The organism is Agrobacterium tumefaciens (genome assembly GCF_017726655.1).
Lineage (GTDB): Bacteria > Pseudomonadota > Alphaproteobacteria > Rhizobiales > Rhizobiaceae > Agrobacterium > Agrobacterium tumefaciens_B.
On record NZ_CP072308.1, the window covers coordinates 366,162 to 385,467 of the forward strand.

Annotated in this window: 16 protein-coding genes; 6 read left to right on the forward strand and 10 right to left on the reverse strand. The window is 59.8% G+C overall.

The genetic code is table 11. The annotated features are described in order from the left end of the window. Positions 1-9 precede the first annotated feature (9 nt). Positions 10-2,115 (reverse strand): ATP-dependent DNA helicase RecG, encoded by a 2,106-nt coding sequence (gene recG / locus AT6N2_RS01960; RefSeq protein ID WP_209088048.1) that lies wholly within the window; start codon positions 2,113-2,115, stop codon positions 10-12. A 188-nt stretch (positions 2,116-2,303) separates the two neighbouring features. Between recG and AT6N2_RS01965 the strand changes: the two genes are divergently transcribed. The 3 genes from AT6N2_RS01965 (at position 2,304) to AT6N2_RS01975 (ending at position 6,632) form a co-directional block, all read left to right on the forward strand. Then, positions 2,304-2,615, forward strand: coding sequence for a succinate dehydrogenase assembly factor 2 (locus AT6N2_RS01965; RefSeq protein ID WP_209088054.1), 312 nt, complete (start codon positions 2,304-2,306; stop codon positions 2,613-2,615). Positions 2,616-2,619: 4 nt separating this feature from the next. Further along, the gene (gene mfd / locus AT6N2_RS01970) at positions 2,620-6,117 is read left to right on the forward strand and encodes a transcription-repair coupling factor (protein ID WP_209088057.1); all 3,498 of its coding nucleotides are present in this window, start codon (positions 2,620-2,622) and stop codon (positions 6,115-6,117) included. A 170-nt stretch (positions 6,118-6,287) separates the two neighbouring features. Next, positions 6,288-6,632: a hypothetical protein gene (locus tag AT6N2_RS01975; protein ID WP_063948793.1), complete on the forward strand. Its 345-nt coding sequence runs from the start codon at positions 6,288-6,290 to the stop codon at positions 6,630-6,632. Between the two features lie 53 nt (positions 6,633-6,685). Here the strand turns inward: AT6N2_RS01975 and AT6N2_RS01980 are convergent, their stop codons facing one another. Genes AT6N2_RS01980 through AT6N2_RS01990 form a run of 3 tightly spaced genes read right to left on the reverse strand, consistent with a single transcriptional unit; the run spans position 6,686 to position 10,224 of the window. Next, positions 6,686-7,618: a DMT family transporter gene (locus AT6N2_RS01980; RefSeq protein ID WP_209088060.1), complete on the reverse strand. Its 933-nt coding sequence runs from the start codon at positions 7,616-7,618 to the stop codon at positions 6,686-6,688. A 50-nt stretch (positions 7,619-7,668) separates the two neighbouring features. After that, a complete protein-coding gene (locus AT6N2_RS01985) occupies positions 7,669-8,337 on the reverse strand; it encodes a DsbA family oxidoreductase (protein WP_144574003.1) in 669 nt (222 codons plus the stop codon). A gap of 39 nt (positions 8,338-8,376) precedes the next feature. Further along, positions 8,377-10,224 carry an extracellular solute-binding protein gene (locus AT6N2_RS01990; protein WP_209088063.1) on the reverse strand — a complete coding sequence of 616 codons (1,848 nt, stop codon included), beginning with the start codon at positions 10,222-10,224 and terminating at the stop codon, positions 8,377-8,379. 303 nt (positions 10,225-10,527) lie between these two features. Between AT6N2_RS01990 and AT6N2_RS01995 the strand changes: the two genes are divergently transcribed. Then, the gene (locus AT6N2_RS01995; RefSeq protein WP_063948797.1) at positions 10,528-11,187 is read left to right on the forward strand and encodes an invasion associated locus B family protein; all 660 of its coding nucleotides are present in this window, start codon (positions 10,528-10,530) and stop codon (positions 11,185-11,187) included. Between the two features lie 104 nt (positions 11,188-11,291). Here the strand turns inward: AT6N2_RS01995 and hspQ are convergent, their stop codons facing one another. The 4 genes from hspQ to AT6N2_RS02015 form a co-directional block, all read right to left on the reverse strand. After that, on the reverse strand, positions 11,292-11,621 hold the full coding sequence (gene hspQ / locus AT6N2_RS02000) for a heat shock protein HspQ (RefSeq protein WP_063948798.1): 330 nt from the start codon (positions 11,619-11,621) through the stop codon (positions 11,292-11,294). An 87-nt stretch (positions 11,622-11,708) separates the two neighbouring features. After that, complete coding sequence (locus AT6N2_RS02005; protein WP_209088066.1) at positions 11,709-12,629, reverse strand: DMT family transporter; 921 nt, start codon at positions 12,627-12,629, stop codon at positions 11,709-11,711. A 96-nt stretch (positions 12,630-12,725) separates the two neighbouring features. Beyond that, positions 12,726-14,135, reverse strand: coding sequence for a type I glutamate--ammonia ligase (glnA, locus tag AT6N2_RS02010; RefSeq protein ID WP_063948800.1), 1,410 nt, complete (start codon positions 14,133-14,135; stop codon positions 12,726-12,728). Positions 14,136-14,206: 71 nt separating this feature from the next. Continuing rightward, a complete protein-coding gene (locus AT6N2_RS02015) occupies positions 14,207-14,545 on the reverse strand; it encodes a P-II family nitrogen regulator (RefSeq protein ID WP_003515720.1) in 339 nt (112 codons plus the stop codon). 358 nt (positions 14,546-14,903) lie between these two features. Between AT6N2_RS02015 and AT6N2_RS02020 the strand changes: the two genes are divergently transcribed. Continuing rightward, positions 14,904-16,379, forward strand: coding sequence for an NAD(P)H-hydrate dehydratase (locus tag AT6N2_RS02020; protein ID WP_209088068.1), 1,476 nt, complete (start codon positions 14,904-14,906; stop codon positions 16,377-16,379). 194 nt (positions 16,380-16,573) lie between these two features. On the opposite strand, the gene AT6N2_RS02025 is transcribed toward AT6N2_RS02020, so the two are convergent. Continuing rightward, the gene (locus tag AT6N2_RS02025; RefSeq protein WP_063948802.1) at positions 16,574-17,614 is read right to left on the reverse strand and encodes a GlxA family transcriptional regulator; all 1,041 of its coding nucleotides are present in this window, start codon (positions 17,612-17,614) and stop codon (positions 16,574-16,576) included. Between the two features lie 271 nt (positions 17,615-17,885). Beyond that, the gene (locus AT6N2_RS02030) at positions 17,886-18,104 is read right to left on the reverse strand and encodes a hypothetical protein (RefSeq protein WP_063949102.1); all 219 of its coding nucleotides are present in this window, start codon (positions 18,102-18,104) and stop codon (positions 17,886-17,888) included. A 222-nt stretch (positions 18,105-18,326) separates the two neighbouring features. On the opposite strand from AT6N2_RS02030, the gene AT6N2_RS02035 reads away from it, so the two are divergent. After that, a complete protein-coding gene (locus tag AT6N2_RS02035; protein ID WP_172801597.1) occupies positions 18,327-19,265 on the forward strand; it encodes a LysR family transcriptional regulator in 939 nt (312 codons plus the stop codon). The last annotated feature ends 41 nt before the right edge of the window (positions 19,266-19,306 follow it).

Sequence of the window (19,306 nt, forward strand, 5' to 3'; positions counted from 1 at the left end):
CGATCACTTTCAGCCGGCGTGCGGGAAGCGGATCGCTTCGTCGCGGCGGTGCAGGTAGAGCAAGGTGCGTAGCGCCTCGCCGCGTGGACCTGTCAGCTCGGGATCACGCTCGATGACATAGGCTGCGTCCTTGCGGGCGATTTCGAGAAGATCGGCGTGGGCTTCCAGGCTGGCGATGCGGAAGCCCGGCGTGCCTGATTGACGTGTGCCGAGCAATTCCCCTTCGCCGCGCAGCTTCAAATCTTCCTCGGCGATCAGGAACCCGTCTTCGCTGTCGCGCAGGATGGAGAGCCGTGCGCGACCGTTTTCGCTGAGCGGGCCCTTGTAAAGCAGGATGCAGGTGGAGGCCTCGTCGCCGCGTCCGACGCGGCCGCGCAGCTGGTGAAGCTGGGCAAGGCCGAAACGTTCGGCATGTTCGATGACCATGATCGTCGCGTCAGGCACGTCGACGCCCACTTCCACCACTGTCGTTGCCACCAGAAGCCGGGTTTCGCCGTTCTTGAAGGCCAACATGGCGGCGTCTTTTTCCGGGCCGCTCATACGTCCGTGAATGAGACCGATATTAGCGCCAAGCATTTGCGAGAGAACCGCGTGTCGCTCCTCCGCCGACATCAGGTCGGACTCTTCCGTCTCCTCCACCAGCGGGCAAATCCAATAGGCTTTCTTGCCTTCCTTCAGCGCTGCGCGCAGCCTCTCGACAATATCACCGATGCGTTCGGTGGGGATCGTCACGGTCTGGATGGGTTTACGGCCCGCCGGTTTTTCGGTGAGCTTGGAGACATCCATGTCCCCGAAGGCAGCCAGAACCAGCGTGCGTGGAATGGGCGTGGCGGTCATCACCAGCATATGCGGCGTGATGCCCTTGGCGGTGAGGCGCAGGCGCTGATGCACGCCGAAGCGATGCTGTTCGTCCACCACGGCCAGCACGAGGTTTTTGTAGCTCACGCTGTCCTGAAACAGCGCATGGGTGCCGATGACGATCTGCGCTTCGCCGGAAGCGACGCGCTCCTCTATCTCGCGGCGTTCCTTGCCCTTGGTACGGCCGGTCAGCACTTCCACCGTGAGGCCCACGGCCTGCGCGAGTTTGGAGATGGTGGCATAGTGCTGGCGGGCGAGGATTTCCGTCGGCGCCATCAGCACCGCCTGTCCGCCGGCTTCCACCGCCGTCGCCATGGCCATCAACGCTACCAGCGTCTTGCCAGCGCCGACATCGCCTTGCAGCAGCCGCAACATGCGGTCTTCGCCGGCCATGTCGGTCAGGATATCCTTCACGGCGGCGCTCTGGCTTGCCGTCAGCGAGAAGGGCAGTTGCGACAGGATCTTTGCGGCGGTATCGCCTTTGGCGCGGATCGGCTGGCCCGCGACCTTGCGCAGCCGCTGGCGCACCAGCGCCAGTGAGAGCTGCCCGGCCAGGAATTCGTCATAGGCAAGCCGTCTGCGCGCCGGGGCTTGCGGTTCGATATCGGCGCTGTCGCGCGGGTCGTGCAATTCGCGGAAGCTGGACGCCACGTCACCGAAGCCCTGCCGGGTCTTGAGCGTCTCGTCGATCCATTCCGGGAAAACCGGCAGCTTCGACAGCCCGCCTTCGATCGCCTTGCGCAGAACCTTGGCGGAAAGGCCGGCGGTCATGGGATAGACGGCTTCGACCAAAGGCAGGTTGTCCGCCTCGGATAATTTTACCATGAAATCCGGGTGCACCATGGAGGCGCGGCCGTTGAACCAGTCAACCTTGCCGCTGACAAGAACCTCTTCATCGACGGGCAGGGCCTTGGACAGCCAGTCACCCTTGGCGCGGAAGAAGGTCAGAGCCAGTTCGCCGGTTTCGTCATGCAGGAAGACGCGATAGGGGGCGGAGCGGTTTCCCGGCGGTGGCGGCTGGTGACGGTCAATGCGTCCCTGAATGGTGACAATGGCGCCCGGGGCTGCGAGCGCGATGCCGGGGCGGTTCCGCCGGTCGATGACATTGGAGGGCGCATGGAACAAAAGGTCAATGACGCGCGTATCGTCCGCACTCTCCCGTCCCAGAAGTTTCGCCAGGAGATCGGCAAGCTTCGGCCCCACACCGGCGAGCGTGGAGACGGAGGCAAACAGCGGATCGAGAATGGCCGGGCGCATGGCCAGCAAAATCGGGGAAGGGAATGGCTTATGCAAGACTTCGCGGGTCACAAAGCCGGGTTATCACCGGCAGATTTTCGCGGCCGTGGCATTATTTCGATAAAAACCGGTTCCCAAGCGTTCGCCTCCTGTTCTATAGGAGGTCGCGATCAACATGCTGTTGAATGGTCAACCGAAAGGTGAATGCGATGACTGGACTGGTGCGCACGAGCGCCGATCTCGATCCGAGACGCCGGCGGATACTTTACCGCTGCTGGCACCGCGGCATCCGCGAGATGGACCTCGTTCTCGGGCAATTCGCGGAAGACAATATCGCGCTGCTTACCGATGACCAGCTCGATGAGCTTGAAGTCATCATGTCGGAAGAAGACAATGACCTCGTCAAGATGGTGACGGGGGCGCTTGCCATTCCTGAAAAGTTCCAGACCCCTCTGTTCATGAAGATCGCATCCTATCGTCCCGATTTCGATCTCGTCACTGCAGACAATGTGAAAGCCTGAAACCATGATAGCCGGATTCGATGCAAAGCTGGTGTCGTCGGCCGATACGCCGCTGACCATCGGAAACGTTCCCGCAGGCATGGAAGCGCTGCTGCTTGCCGAGATGGCGCGCGCAGGCACGTCGGTTGCCTACGTCATGTCGGATGGCCAGCGTATCGCCGATCTCGAACAAATCCTCGGCTTCGTTGCGCCCGATATTCCGGTCATGACGCTGCCGGCCTGGGACTGCCTTCCCTATGACCGCGTGTCACCGAGCGCCGACACGTCGGCGCGCCGTCTGGCGGCGCTTGCCGGTCTCATCAGTCACGCCAAAAAACCGCATCCCGCCATCGTTCTCGTTACCGTCAACGCCATGCTGCAGAAGATGGCGCCGCGCGACATCATCGAAAGCCTTGGCTTCTCCGCCAGACCCGGCAACCAGATCCGCATGGAGGATATCGCCGCGCGGCTGGAGCGCAACGGCTTCGACCGGGTGGCGACGGTGCGTGAAGTGGGCGAATTCGCCGTGCGCGGCGGCATTCTCGATGTTTTCGTGCCGGGCACCGAAGAGCCTGTGCGGCTCGATTTCTTCGGGGATACGCTGGAGAGCATCCGCACCTTCGATCCCGCCAGCCAGCGCACCATCGGCCAGGCGCGCTCGCTCGACCTGAACCCGATGAGCGAAGTGACGCTGACGCCCGATACGATCAGCCGGTTCCGCAAGAATTACCTCTCGCTTTTCGGTGCTGCGACGCGCGACGATGCGCTTTATCAGGCCGTCTCCGAAGGCCGCCGTTATGCCGGCATGGAGCACTGGCTGCCGCTGTTTTACGAGAAGCTGGAAACCGCCTTCGATTATCTCAAGGGTTTTCGCATCGTCACGGACCATACGGCGAAAGAGGCGGCCAAGGAGCGGTCCAAGCTGGTGCTCGATTATTACGAGGCGCGGCGGGCTTCCGGCGAGACCAAGGGATCGACGCAGGGTGCGCCCTACAAGCCCGTGTCTCCCGGCCAGCTTTATCTCAACGGCAAGGATTTCGACACGGCCCTGTCTGCCGTCAATGCGGTGCGTTTGACACCCTTTAATGAGCAGGATAGCGAGCGAAGGCCCGTCGCCACGCTGGACGCGCATGTCGGCCCGCGCTGGGCGCGGCAGCCAACCGAAGGCGAAAGCGAAGAGCGGGTCAATGTCTTTGCATTGGCCGTGAAACACATAGCCGAGCGCCGCGCCAAGGGCTGGAAGGTGCTGATAACAGGCTGGTCGGAAGGTTCGCTCGACCGGCTGCTGCAGGTGCTGAACGAGCACGGGCTTGAGAAGATCAAGCCGGTTGCCTCACTGAAAGAGGTGGAGAAGCTTGGCAAGGGCGAGGCCGCCTCGGCGGTGCTGAGCCTCGAAGCGGGTTTCGAGACTGGAAACCTTGCCGTCATCGGCGAGCAGGATATTCTCGGCGACCGCATGGTGCGGCGCTCCAAGCGCCGCAAGCGCGGTGCGGATTTCATTTCGGAAGTGGCCGGGCTGGACGAGGGCTCGCTCGTCGTTCACGCGGAACACGGCATTGGCCGTTTTGTCGGTTTGCAGACCATAGAGGCGGCGGGCGCACCGCGTGCCTGTCTAGAACTGCACTATGCCGATGATGCCAAGCTGTTTCTGCCGGTTGAAAACATCGATCTTCTCTCGCGTTACGGCTCGGATGCGGCAGAGGCAACGCTCGACAAGCTCGGCGGCGGCGCATGGCAGATGCGCAAGGCCAAGCTCAAGAAGCGCCTTCTCGACATGGCCGATGAGCTTATCCGCATAGCGGCCGCGCGCCTGGTGCGCCATGCGCCGGAGCTCATTGCGCCGGACGGGCTCTATGATGAGTTTGCAGCTCGTTTCCCCTACGACGAAACCGAGGACCAGCTGAACGCCATCGAGGCGGTGCGGGAGGATCTCGCGGCCGGCCGGCCGATGGACCGCCTTATCTGCGGCGACGTCGGCTTCGGCAAGACGGAAGTGGCCCTGCGCGCCGCTTTCCTTGCCGCCATGAATGGCGTGCAGGTGGCGGTCGTGGTGCCGACCACGCTGCTCGCCCGCCAGCATTTCCGGACTTTCTCGGAGCGTTTCCGCGGGTTGCCCATCCGCGTGCAGCAGGCGTCGCGCCTTGTTGGTTCCAAGGAACTGGCGCTGACCAAAAAGGAAGTCGCCGATGGCAAGACCGACATCGTCGTCGGCACGCACGCGCTTCTCGGCGCGGGTATCAGCTTTGCCAATCTCGGCCTGCTGATCATCGATGAAGAGCAGCATTTCGGCGTGAAGCACAAGGAGCGGCTGAAGGAGCTGAAAAGCGATGTGCATGTGCTGACGCTTTCTGCGACGCCAATTCCACGTACGCTGCAGCTGGCGATGACCGGCGTTCGCGAACTCTCGCTCATCACCACGCCGCCGGTCGACCGCATGGCGGTGCGCACCTTCATCTCGCCCTTCGATCCGCTGGTGATCCGCGAGACTCTGATGCGTGAGCATTATCGTGGCGGCCAGAGTTTCTACGTTTGCCCGCGGCTTGCCGATCTCGCCGATATCCACGCCTTCCTGCAGTCGGATGTGCCGGAGCTGAAGGTGGCGGTGGCGCATGGCCAGATGGCGGCGGGCGAGCTGGAAGACATCATGAATGCCTTCTATGACGGCAAATACGATGTGCTGCTGTCGACCACCATCGTCGAATCCGGCCTTGACGTGCCCACCGCCAATACGCTGATCGTGCACCGCGCCGATATGTTCGGTCTCGCCCAGCTTTACCAGCTGCGCGGCCGTGTCGGCCGTTCCAAGGTGCGGGCCTTCGCGCTCTTCACCCTGCCGGTCAACAAGGTACTGACGACGACTGCCGAGCGCCGGCTGAAGGTGCTTCAATCGCTCGATACGCTCGGCGCGGGTTTCCAGCTGGCGAGCCACGACCTTGATATTCGCGGCGCGGGCAATCTGCTCGGCGAGGAACAATCCGGCCATATCAAGGAAGTCGGCTTCGAGCTTTACCAGCAGATGCTGGAAGAAGCTGTCGCAGAAGTGAAGGGTGACGAGCAGGTGCAGGATAGCGGCTGGTCGCCGCAAATCTCTGTGGGCACCTCGGTCATGATCCCGGAAGATTATGTTCCTGATCTGCATCTGCGCATGGGTCTTTACCGCCGCCTTGGCGAGCTTGCGGATATCAGCGAGATCGACGGTTTCGGCGCGGAAATGATCGACCGTTTCGGCCCGTTGCCGAAAGAGGTGCAGCACCTCCTCAAGATCGTCTACATCAAGTCGCTCTGCCGCATTGCCAATGTCGAGAAACTGGATGCCGGTCCGAAGGGCGTCGTGGTGCAGTTCCGCAACAAGGAATTCCCGAACCCGGCAGCGCTGGTGGGGTATATCGGTAAGCAGGGATCGATGGCGAAGATCCGTCCCGATCACAGCCTGTTCCTCAACCGCGACCTGCCGACGCCGGAAAAGCGGCTGACGGGAGCGGCGATGATCATGACGCAACTGGCGGAGCTGGCTCGGTCCTGACGCGGCGTTGGTGGGTGTGGCCACTCACAGATGCCCCCCACGCGGCTCAGCGAAAATTACCCCGATGTAACGAAACGGACATGTATCGGTAGTCTTCGCGGGCGTAATCTTTTCCTCATACCCGGTGCGGCGGATCAGTGATTGCCGCCGGGTTTTGAAGGAGCAGGACGATGTGGACCAATATGAACAGGTTTGCCACCGCTGGTCTGGTTGCTTTGACAATTGCGGGCACCACAATTGCCACCACCAGCCAGGCGGAAGCGCGCAATAATTTCGGCCGCGGCCTTGCCGCAGGCATTGCCGGCACGATCATTGGCGGAGCGCTGATTGCGGGGGCAAGACATCCGGGCTACGCTTACGGCCCGGCCTATTATGCGCCTGCATACGGTCCGCCTGTTTACGCTTCTCCGGCCTATGGCCCGCCTGTCGTTTACCAGCCGGTCTATCCCCGCTGCCATGTGGCCTGGAGGCAGAATGCCTGGGGCGACATGTATCGGGTCAGGGTTTGTGATTGATCGACAGGCAGACCGGCGGCGTGCAGAGCGTCGCCGGTTTTTGCATGTTTCAGCTAGCGGCTGTCTTCCGGCGTGATGCCGACGGCCACGTTCTGGTCGGTCGCGGCGATCGAGGCGGGCAGCGGTACTTTTCTCTGCTTTTCACGGATCAGCGTCAACAGGCCGGAGCCGACGATGAGGGCGATGCCGATCAGCATCCATCCGTCGATACGATCACCGAAAATCAGATAACCGAAAAGGATGGCCCAGAGCATCTGGCTATATTGCGTCGGGCCGATGATGGCGGCGGGCGCATATTGGGCGGCATACATGACCAGGACGTTGCCGAGCGCGCCGAGCAGGCCATATCCCGCCAGCAGCAGCCATTGTTCGCCACCCGGCATGATGAATGTCGGCACCATGGCGATGCCGCTGATGGTGAGACAGCCGAGCACGCCCGCCCCATAAAGCGAGACGTTCTTTTCCGATGGGCCCATGGCGCGGAAGATGACGATGCTGAGCGCGCCGCTGAAGCCGCCGATGATGGCACCGAGATGACCGATGCCAAGTTCACGGAAGCCCGGCCGCAGGATGACGAGCACGCCAAGGAAGCCGATGATGACGGCCGACCAGCGGCGGATACCCACCTGCTCCTTCAAAAACACCACCGACATGATGGTGACGAAAGATGGAAGCAGGAAGATCAGCGCGAAGGCTTCGGCCATGGATAGATGGGTGAAAGCGGTGACGCTGCCGACCGCGCCCGTGCCGGCGGCGAAAAAACGGATGATCCACAAAGGCCGGTTGGTCGTCTTTACCACATCCAGCCAGCTGTCATTGCGCTTGCGGATGAAGGGTAGGGCGACGAGGCCGAACAGGGCTCCGAAGAAGGCAGATTCAATCGGCGAAATCTGGCCTTCAATGAGTTTAACGCTGGCATCGCTCCAGGCATAAGCAGCGAAGGCTGCAAAGGCGAGCAGAATGCCTTTCAGGGTCTGGTCGGACACGGAAACACCGGCAAAAATCGAGTTGTTGAAAACCGCCGGTGATTTGACCGTCAGTTCATCGATCTATGCTCGTCCGCCTTGATTTTTGCAATATCCCGCAATGCAGCAATCAGGACATCGGGTGTTTGTGCACCGCTTATGGCATATTTCTGGTCGATGATGAAAAAGGGCACGCCGGCGACGCCCATCTGCTGGGCAGCATCGATTTCAGCGATGACCGTATCCTTGTCCGCATCTGAAGCCAGCAGCCGCTCGATGACTTTCGCATCCATGCCAGCCTTTGCGGCAATGTCTGTCAGCACGGTGTGATCGCCGATATTACGGCCCTCTTCGAAATTGGCCTTGAACAGGCCGGTCACGACGCGTTCCTGAACGTCGCGGCCTTCGGAATGGGCCCAGAGCGACAGGCGGTGGGCATCGAGCGTGTTCGGGCCGATCTTGATCGCGTCGAAATCGTAGTTGATGCCGACTTCCTTGCCCAGCTGGACCAGCGTCGCATGGGCCTGTTCCAGACGTTCCTTGCCGAGCTTTTCCTCGAGTGCGGCTTTCTGGTCGACGCCTTCTGGCGGATAATCGGGGTTGAGGCGATAGGGACGCCAGTTCACATCGACGCTGATTTCGTCCTGCACCTCGGCAATGGCAAGATCGAGCCGAGCTTTGCCGAGATAACACCATGGGCAGACCATGTCCGATACGACGTCGACAACGATGCGTTCCATGGCTGATATTCCTTATATGATCGACATGATGGCGGCAGGTTATTGCGCCCGCGCATCCCACCAGGTCTGTTTCTGATTGCCCTGTATGGGTGTCATATCCGGGCGGTCGATATATTTCCAGCGCGCGACCCATTGGGCGCCTATATAATAGAGCGGAATGATATAATGTCCCGCCACCAGCAGGCGGTCATAGGCGCGCACGGCTGCCTGGAAATCTTCCGTCGAACGGGCCTGCAACAACGCCTCTATCATCCGGTCTATATCGGGATTTGCAACACCTGCATAATTGAAGCTGCCCTGCGCATCGCGCGACAGCGAGTCCCAACGGTTCAGCTGCTCCATCCCGGGCGAAAGCGATGAGGGCAGGGAGCGGATGATCATGTCGTAGTCGAAGCTGTTCGAGCGGGCCTGGTATTGCCCGTCATCGACCGAGCGGATGCCCATGGCGACGCCGATCAGGTTCAGCGAGCGCTGATAGGCAAGCGCGATGCGTTCCTGCGCCGGATTCTGCGTCATGATTTCGAAGGCGAGCTGGCGGCCATTGGCATCGGACATCCTGCCGTTCTTGATGCTGTAGCCCGCCTCTTTCAGCTTGTCGACGGCCATTTTCAGAACCTTGCGGTCGGCGCCCGTGCCGTCCGTGGTCGGCAGGGCGTAGGTGCCGGCCAGCAGTTCCGGCGGCATGGATTTTGCGGCATCGCCCAGCAACGCCAGTTCGCGCGCGTCGGCGGCGTTGCCATAGGCGCCGAGCGGCGAGTTCTGCCAGTAGCTCTGCGTTCGCTTGAAGGAGCCGCCGAGGATGTTTCTGTTCATCCACTCGAAATCGAAGGCATAGGTCAGGCCTTCGCGCACCTTCTCGTCGGCAAAGACGGCGCGGCGGGTGTTGAAGACGAGGCCGAACATGCCGGTCGGCAGGCGTGGCTGGAACACGTCCTTGACGATATCGCCGCGATGGACGGCCGGAAAATTATAGGCCTGTCCCCAATGGGAGGTATCGGAGGTGCCGTTGATCGCATCGCCTTCGGGGTAGATGTCGATCTCACCTTTCTTGAAGGCCTCGAACATGGTCGTGACCTGGAGGAAATAGGTGATGCTGATCTCGTCGTAATTGTCGAAGCCGACTTTGCCGGGAATATCCTTGCCCCAGTAATCGGGGTTTCTCTCCCAGATGATTCGCTCGCCCGGGCGCAGCGTCTTGATTCGGTAGGGGCCGGAGCCGATAACCTCGCCGAGGCCCGCCTGTTCGAATTTTTCAGGATCCGTCGCATGTTTAGGCAGGATCGGTGTCGAGGAGGCGAGAATGAGCGGGGTTTCGCGATTCGCCTTGTCGTTGAAGGTGAAGCGCACGCTGCGATCGCCGGTCTTCTCCATCTTGGCTACGCCGGCAAGACGGGTGTTGAAGGGCGGCCGGCCCTTCTCCTTGAGGAGGTTGAAGCTGAAGATCACATCGTCAGGCGTGACGGGCTCGCCATCCGACCATTTTGCCTTGGGGTTGATGTTGAACTGGACAAAGCTTCGCTCCTCGTCCCACTCCACGGTTTCGGCCAGCAGGCCATAGAGGCTGAAGGGCTCGTCGCTGGAGCGCAGCATCAGTGGCTCGTAAAGCAGATTGCCGAATTCCGGATCCCAGACGCCGCGCGCCGTGGTGCGCATTCCCTTGAGAACGAAGGGGTTCAGGCTGTCGAACGTGCCGACCACGCCATAGGAAATACGCCCGCCTTTTTTCACGTCCGGATTGACATAGGGCAAGTGCCGGAAATCGGCAGGAAGGGCAGGTGTGCCATGCATGGAGATGCCGTGCAGCGGCTGTGCCTGCGCGGCGCCGCCTGGAAGCAGGGATGATCCCAAAAGGAACAATGCGGGGATGAGGGCCGCAAGGTTGCGCATGTTATTATCCTGTCTAACTGTCCGTCCGATGATCGTCACGATGGTTATCGTCATGATTCTGGCAGATATGTAGCACAGGGACATTGCACGACCCATGCGGGAGCGGGAAATCTTGGCTCCGCTCAAGAAAAAGTTAAAGAAGTGCTGGATATCGCCGCGATCGGCATGTAACAGGGTGGCCGGAAGAGACGGGTCACGCATTTGCCTCATTTAAACGACAGTTGAACGGGCAGAAGGATACCGCCATCGGCGAACAGGACTTTGCGGTTCTGTTCTGGCAGACATTCAGGAGACGGAACTCTTATGATGCACAAGGCAAACACATTCACCCGGACGGCTCTGTCCGCTCTGGTCCTTTCTCTCGGCGCAGTTTCCGCTCCGGCCATCTCGCAGGCGCAGGATGCTGCCCCGGCTGCCCAGGGCGGCGCTGGCGCTCCTCCGCTCGGCTGGTTCAAGACCTGCTCCAAGCAGGAAGACAACGATGTCTGCGTCGTGCAGAACGTGGTTCTCGCCCAGAATGGCCAGATGATTACGGCAGTCGGCCTGATCACCGTTGAAGGCAAGGTCAACCGCAAGCTGTTGCAGGTTTCCGTTCCGACCGCGCGTCTCATTCCTCCTGGTGTGATGATGCAGATCGACGGCGGCAAGGGCCAGAAGCTCGACTACGCCGTTTGCCTTCCCGACAAGTGCACGGCCGAAGTTCCGCTGACGGATGCCATGATCGCGTCGCTCAAGAAGGGTAGCGAGGTGGTCTTCACCTCCATCAACTTCCGCCGCGCGCCGAACCCCATCAAGATCGCGCTTTCCGGCTTCACTGGCGCCTATGACGGCCCGGCGATCACGCAGTCGCAGTTGGCCGAAAGCCAGCGCAGCCTGCAGGAAGGCATGCAGAAGAAGGCGGAAGAGGCTCGCAAGAAGCTGGAAGCCGCTCAGGACGCTGCCAAGGGCGCGCCGAAGCCCTGATTTCCAGCGCAAGCTTCAGAAAAAACAGAAAACCGGTCTGGCGACAGACCGGTTTTTTTATGCGCGTTCGACATCCCCGGGAGGAGGGGAATGCTTGGCGGGCGTCAGTGCGCAGTGGACATTTTCGGACGCCATTCCCCGTTTGGCGCCTTGTCAAAGATGCGGCCGATATTGGGATTTCTCAGCGGCGTCTCGTTTTCGTCGTGGACGAGGTTCTGCTCGGAGACATAGGCGACGTATTCCGTCTCGTCGTTTTCGGCGAGGAGATGGTAGAAGGGCTGGTCGCGTTCCGGCCGAATTTCCGCAGGGATGGCATTCCACCATTCCTCGGTATTGGAATATTCCGGGTCCACGTCGATTACCACACCGCGGAACGGAAACACCTTGTGGCGAACGATCTCGCCAAGCGTAAATTTTGCGTCTCGTTGTTTCATGGCATGTACTTCCTTTCCCAATATTAGTTGGGTGTAGATTAGGAAATATCAAGGGCTAGCGGTCGTGGTGGCGGCCTGCCGAAAGGCTCAGCGCTTTCTGCCAATCGGCGCGGTGGCCAGAATGACGCCGCCCGTGACCAGCACGATGCCGATGGCGTGGTAGCTCTCGAAAGTCTCGCCGAGGAACAGCGTCGCCATGACGATTGATACTGGCGGCATCATGTAAAGGGTAATGCCTGCCGTCGCCGGGCCGAAAACGCGTACCGTATGGGTGAAGCAATAAAAGGCGAGAAGCGAGGCGAAGAGAATGATGCCGCCGATTTTCGCCCAGGCCAGGCCTGTCGCGGGCAACATGCCGCCCTGCGCCAGTTCCAGTGCGGCCGGCGGCAGAAGCACCAGCGCGCCGGAAAAGGCGATCAGCCCAAAAAGGCTGAAGGAGGCCATCTGCCGGGCCGCCGGATCGCGCAGAAGCAGCGAATAGGTCGCGAAGGCGATGGCGGCGGTCAGGATTGCGAAATCGCCGATGTTGAAATTCATGTGACGCAGCGCGGAGAGGTCGCCCTTAAGCACGATGGCGGCAACGCCGGTAAATGCGATCACCATGCCGGCCACTTCCAGCCTCCTGATGACCCGGCCCTGAAAGATGCGCTGGAACAGGATGATGAACAGCGACGACGTGGTGTAGATCAGCGTGCCGTTGGCGGCCGTCGTCATGGTGAGGCCCCAATAGACCACGCCCCCGCAGACGCCCATGCCGAGCATACCCAGAATGAGCCAGAGCAGCGTCTTGCGCCGGACGAAGGCAAGGCAATTGCGCCAGTCGGCTACCATGAAAGGTGCGATGATGAGGGTCGAGCCGATCCAGCGGATGAAGGCGGCGATGAAAGGCGAGACTTCGCCGACGACGCCACGGCCGAAAATGACGTTGCTGGAGAAAAAGAACGGCACAGCAAGAAAGATGAGCCAGTCCGTGAAGCGTGCGGGCTGAGAGACTGGTTTCGTTGGCATGGGCTTGCGTCACATCAGGTAGAAAAAAAACGGCGGCTTTCCGGGGAAAACCGCCGCGATGAGTGGAGCGCCCCGGTGGAGCGCTCGCAGGACCGATCAGGCCGAGTAGTACATGTCGAATTCGACCGGGTGAGGGGTCATTTCGAAACGCATGACTTCCTGCATCTTCAGCTCGATGAAGCTGTCGATCTGGTCGTCGTCGAACACGCCGCCGGCGGTCAGGAACTTGCGGTCCTTGTCGAGGCTTTCCAGCGCTTCACGCAGCGAACCGCAGACGGTTGGGATCTTCTTCAGTTCCTTGGCGGGAAGGTCGTAAAGGTCCTTGTCCATCGGCTTGCCGGGGTGGATCTTGTTCTTGATGCCGTCGAGGCCGGCCATCAGCATGGCCGCAAAACCGAGATAGGGGTTCTGGGTCGGGTCCGGGAAGCGGACTTCGACGCGCTTGGCCTTCGGATTGGAGCCGAAGGGGATACGGCAGGAGGCGGAACGGTTGCGCGCGGAGTAAGCGAGCAGAACCGGCGCTTCATAACCCGGCACCAGACGCTTGTAGGAGTTGGTGGTGGGGTTGGTGAAGGCGTTGATCGCCTTGGCGTGCTTGATGATGCCACCGATGTAATAGAGGCAGGTCTCGGAAAGACCGGCATATTCGTCGCCTGCGAAGGTCGGCTTGCCGCCCTTCCAGATGGACTGGTGAACGTGCATGCCCGAGCCGTTGTCGCCGAAGATCGGCTTCGGCATGAAGGTTGCCGTCTTGCCATAGGCATTGGCGACCTGGTGCACGACATACTTGTAGATCTGCATCTTGTCGGCGCTGGAGACGAGCGTATCGAACTTTACACCCAGCTCGTGCTGTGCAGCAGCCACTTCGTGGTGATGCTTTTCGACGACGACACCCATTTCGGCGAGAACCGTCAACATTTCGGAACGCATGTCCTGCAGGCTGTCGATCGGCGGAACCGGGAAGTAACCGCCCTTGACGCGCGGACGGTGACCCAGGTTGCCGGTCTCGTAGTCGGTGTCGTCGTTGGACGGCAGTTCGGACGAATCGAGCTTGAAGCCGGTATTGTAGGGGTCTGCCTTGTACTTCACGTCGTCGAAGACGAAGAATTCAGGCTCGGGGCCGACGAAAACCGTGTCGCCGATACCTGATGCCTTGAGGTAGGCTTCGGCCTTCTTGGCGGTGCCGCGCGGGTCGCGGTTGTAGGCTTCGCCCGAAACCGGGTCGAGAATGTCGCAAAGGATGACCAGGGTGGACTGGGCAAAGAACGGATCGACATGGGCCGTCGCCGGATCGGGCATCAGCACCATGTCGGACTCGTTGATGGCCTTCCAGCCGGCGATCGAGGAGCCGTCGAACATGACGCCATCGGCGAACATGTCTTCGTCCACACAGACAATGTCCATGGTGACGTGCTGCAGCTTGCCCTTGGGGTCGGTAAAGCGCAGGTCCACGAACTTGATGTCGTTATCCTTGATCTGCTTCAAGATATCGTTTGCGGTCGTCATTTAAACATTTTCCTTGAGTGTGATGATGACGAGGTGAAAACCCAAGCCTCCCCGGCTCGGGACGTTTTTAATTATATGGCGTCAACGCCTGTTTCACCGGTACGGATGCGGATGACTTCCTCGACATTGGAAACGAAAATCTTTCCATCGCCGATGCGTCCTGTCTGTGCCGCATTGCGGATCGCCTCAATGACGGCTTCCGCATTCTCATCTGCCAATACGACTTCGACTTTCACTTTCGGCAAAAAGTCCACAACGTACTCTGCACCGCGGTAGAGTTCCGTGTGTCCCTTCTGACGACCAAAGCCTTTTGCTTCCGTGACCGTGATTCCCTGAAGACCGACTTCCTGAAGGGCTTCCTTCACTTCGTCGAGCTTGAAAGGCTTAATGATCGCTTCGATCTTTTTCATGAGAAAATATCTCTCCGCTTCTCCCGTTAAAGCAGGTAAATCCCGCTCTGCCACAAGAATGCACGTATTGTGCCAGATCGGAAGCCAGCTTGAAGAAAAAACTTCGCTCACCGGCCCCACCAGCACAAAATGCATCTAGTTTTTGCGATTTTCCAGCCAATTTCTCGTCAGACTTCTAAAAAATCATCTGCATTTCGACCGATTTGTATTATTTTAGTAATTTTGAATATTTATAATTTTATGATCGCTTAAATGTTGATTTGTTTATATTTTATGCAATTGACTATTATTTCCTCACTGGAATCTGCTCATTTTTGTATCGATTGCCTTTGCCGCGTTTTGCAGGGATGATCGGGGTATGACATCTCTTAGGCACCTGCTTCTCATTGCCCCCGAAACCATGGCCCGGATCGACGCGGCAGCCGGCCAGTCAGGCATCCCGCTTTATGACCTGATGGAGCGGGCGGGCCAGGCGGTCGCAGCTTCTGCGTTGCGGCACTATCCGCAGGCGCGGCGTTTTGTCGTTCTTTGTGGAGGCGGCAATAATGGTGGCGATGGTTATGTGGCGGCGCGGGCGCTTCTGCAGAGCGGAGCGGCGGTGACGGCTCATCATCTGGGCGATGTAGACGCTCTGAAGGGTGACGCGGGGCGAGCATTCGAGCGGAGCGGCGTCAAGCCTTTGCCCCTGGCTGAATACGCGCCGCAGCCGGGCGATGTGGTGATCGACGCCGTTTTCGGAGCGGGACTTTCTCGCGATGTTCCGCAAGAGCTTGTGCGCGTGATTGATGCCGTTTCGGCGGCGAAGGCTCCGGTTCTTGCGGTCGATCTGCCGTCAGGGCTCTGCGGCCGACGGGGCGTTCCTCTCGGGGCGGCGTTCCGGGCGGAACGGACGGTGACCTTCATGGCACGCAAGCCGGGGCATCTGCTGATGCCGGGGCGGGAGCTGTGCGGCTCGCTAGAGGTTTTCGATATCGGCATTCCCTCGCGCATCCTGCTCGATCATGCGGGGTCTGTATCGGAAAACGATCCGCTTGTGTGGCGCGATGCCTTGCCCGCGCGGGAGATCGAAACCCACAAATTCCGCCGAGGGCATCTGACGGTCTTTGCCGGCCCGCCGCACGCAACGGGTGCCAGCCGCATGACGGCGATGGCGGCGATGAAGGCAGGCGCAGGCATCGTCACCGTTGCAGCGCCCAGGAAAGCGCTGGACGTGCTGTCGGTGACGTTGACGGCGGTGATGAACACGCCGATGGACGACGAGGACGAGCTTCGCGCGTGGCTCGACGACAATCGCCACGGCGCCTTTGTGATCGGTCCGGGGTTCGGCGATCTCGATAAGGCAAGGCGGTTCGTGTCGCTGCTTGGAGACAAGGCTGTCGTGCTGGATGCTGACGCGATTACCGCATTCAAGGCGCAGACCGACACCCTGTTCGAGGTGATCCGAGCCGGGCAGGGCAAATTCGTGATGACGCCGCATGAGGGTGAATTTGCCAGACTATTTCCCGATCTCGCCGACGACAGGACGCTGAGCAAGATTGAGAAGGCGCAAGAAGCGGCGGCTCTCAGCGGCGCTGTGCTGGTTTACAAGGGGGCCGATACCGTCATCGCTGCCCCCGATGGCAGGGCAGTCGTTAACGCCAACGCACCGGCAAGCCTTGCCACGGCGGGTTCGGGCGATGTGCTTGCGGGTATTGTCGGCGCGTTGCTGGCGCAGGGAACGCCCGCTTTCGAGGCCGCTGCCGCCGGTGTCTGGCTGCACGGTGAGGCGGGCCACCGGGCTGGAGATGGCATGACCGCGGAGGACCTTGCCCATGCGGTCCGGCCGTTTGGGTGATGTAGGATGCTCATCTTCACTTCCGACACCCCGGATCTGGTCCAGGGTCCAGCGCAATCAAATCCTTGATCGCGAGAGACTCTTTGACGGCGCCGACGCGCCGTGGCTGGATGCCGGATCAATTCCGGCATGAGGGAGATGCTTCGTCTTCGATCTGCCTGCGATCGTGTCCGAGGCTTTGTAAGGCCGCGTCTTCAATGCGCGGCTTTGCCTGCTTGGCTCGCCATTGCCATTCGTGACGCGCTCATCAACAGTTTGCGCTCGGCGCGTTCCTGCTGCGGCGTGCGATTGTAGATTTCGCGATAACACTTCGAAAAATGCGAGGCGGAAACGAAACCGCAGGCAACCGCAACCTCAACGACCGGCATTGCGGACTGGATCAGCAGATGCCGTGCGCGATCGAGGCGGATTTCGAGATAATATCGGGCGGGGGAGCGACCCATTTCCTGGCGGAAGAGGCGTTCTACCTGCCGCCGCGACAGATCGGCGGCATCGGCAATATCCAGAAGCGAAAGCGGTTCCGACAGATTGCCTTCCATCAACTCGATAATCGAAAGAACCTTGCTGTTCTGGACACCAAGTCGTGCACGCAGTGGCAGGCGCTGGCGATCGTTCGGGCTGCGCACCCGGTCCGTCAGCTGCTGTTCGCAAACGCGGTTGACGAGGTTCTCACCGAAATCCTGGCCGATCAGGCTCAGCATCATGTCCAGCGATGCGGTCCCGCCGGCGCAGGTGTAGATGTTGCTGTCGACTTCGTAGAGGTCGGCATAGACCTCGACCTGCGGAAAGGCTTCGGCAAAGCTCGGGAGGTTCTCCCAATGGATTGCGCAGCGCTTGCCGTTGAGAAGTCCCGCCTCGGCGAGAATGTGAGTGGCCGTACAGAGGCTGCCGAGCGTGATGCCGCGATTATAGGCTTCGCGCAGCCAGGCATTGACGGATTTATTGCCGTATTGCTCCACATTCAGACCCGAACAGACGATTGCCATATCCGGACGCTTTTCACCGTTGATGAAACGTCGTTCGTCGGCAAGACAGGTATCGGCCTCAAGACAGATACGGCTTGAGGACATGACCTTGCCGCCATCCAGAGACGCCAGGCGCCATTGGTAGGCCGTGTAACCCAGCATCTGGTTGGCCAGGCGAAGTGTCTCGATGGCTCCGGTAAAAGGCAGCATGGTAAATTGCGGAATGAGAAAAAAGACGATTGAGCGCTTTTTCTGGGAGTCTCTGCTCATTTGCCCGTGCTCCGTTGCGAATACACAATTCCTCTCTTGGAATTGGTATTCTGGATGTCCTCATTGCGACATCTTTCGCGAAAAATACGTCGCGAAAATGGAGCTGTCAAAGAATCGCTTTTGAAATAAGCAAATTTTGCGATGCGCCTTCTAAACAGGCGGTCTGTCGCATGCAAAACAGGCAGGCTTATTTGCGCCCTTCATGATATAACTCAAAATTATAGTGGTGGCTCGCAATGCATTCAAAGATTGCGAGCCAAGGGGGCGGCCATCACTTGCGGATGTCGCGCATGCTGGGGGTTTCGGCTGTCGGCCATCCAATGTCCTTTAAGGTTTCGGGCGGCAGGCCCTCCAATGTACGAAGCATCCTGTCGCGGCGCCATTCCGCATAACGGGCAGCGACCTGTTCTGAGAGGCGATTGAGCCAGCCTCCGGGTGACGGACGATGTGGAGACCGGTTCGTTACCGGCAGATAATGTACCATGGTCATGTCTTTGTCCTTTCGTGAACAACGATCCTGTTTGCGACTTCGGTATGCGCTTGCCTGTTTCATCAGGCAATAGAATGAATCTTATGTCATTCATCAAATTTCGGAATGAATTGTCGAGCAGGGTGTAACTCTATCAATGCCCTTGACACTCATTCCCGCGACCAGTGCGCGCCATCAATCATGTCAGAAGGATGCGCCTCGGTTGACATTCAATCAAACGAAATGATATCCATCTATAAATCAAAATATTTGAAGGTACGTGCCATGACCGTGACTTTCCGCCAACCACTGCCGTTGCTGGATAACGACATCTTGAGAACCTTCGTCGCGATTGCGGAAACAGGGAATTTCTCCACCGCTGCGGAAGTCGTGTTCAGGACGCCTTCGGCCGTTTCAATGCAGATCAAGAAGCTGGAGGAGCAGTTGAAGACGACGCTCTTCCTGCGAGACGCGCGTTCCGTCACCTTGACCGCGCACGGCGAGACGCTGCTCACCTACGCGCGGCGCATGATCGCGCTTTCCAATGAGGCGGTGTCGCGTTTCGTCATGCCGGAACTGTCGGGTGTCGTCCGGCTGGGCGCGCCGGAAGATATCGGCGAGCGTGGCCTGCTACCAGGCATTCTCAAGCGTTTTGCCGATGTTTTCCCGGGCATAATGATCGACGTCACCATCGATTCCAGTTCCAATCTTTACAAGCGCATGGATGAACGGCGGCTTGACCTTGCCTTGGTCAACTGTGCCTCGCATCCATTGCGCGACACCGGCGAGGTGTTGATGCGCGAGCGGCTGGTCTGGGCCGGCGCGAAATGCGGGACTGCTCATCTGCGTGATCCGCTGCCGATCTCGATCTGGGAAGAAGGCTGCATCTGGCGCTCGGAAGCGATCAACTCGCTGGAACGGCGCGGGCGCAATTTCCGCGTGGCCTATCTCAGTGGCCATACCATGGCGCAACGCGCGGCGATCGTGGCGGATCTTGCCATCGCGCCGTTACCGCGCTCCTATGTCCAGAACGACATGGTGATCCTGGGTGACAAGGAGGGCCTGCCGGAGCTTGGCAGTTTCGATATCCGCCTGATCATGGGTGATAAGGCCTCACGCCCGGTTCTGGCCGTGGCGGAGAGCATTCGAAATGCTTTTGGAGAGGTTGCCAAGGCGGCCTGATATCGCAGGCAGGCGCAGCGGCCACGCTGGTGCGCAGCCTC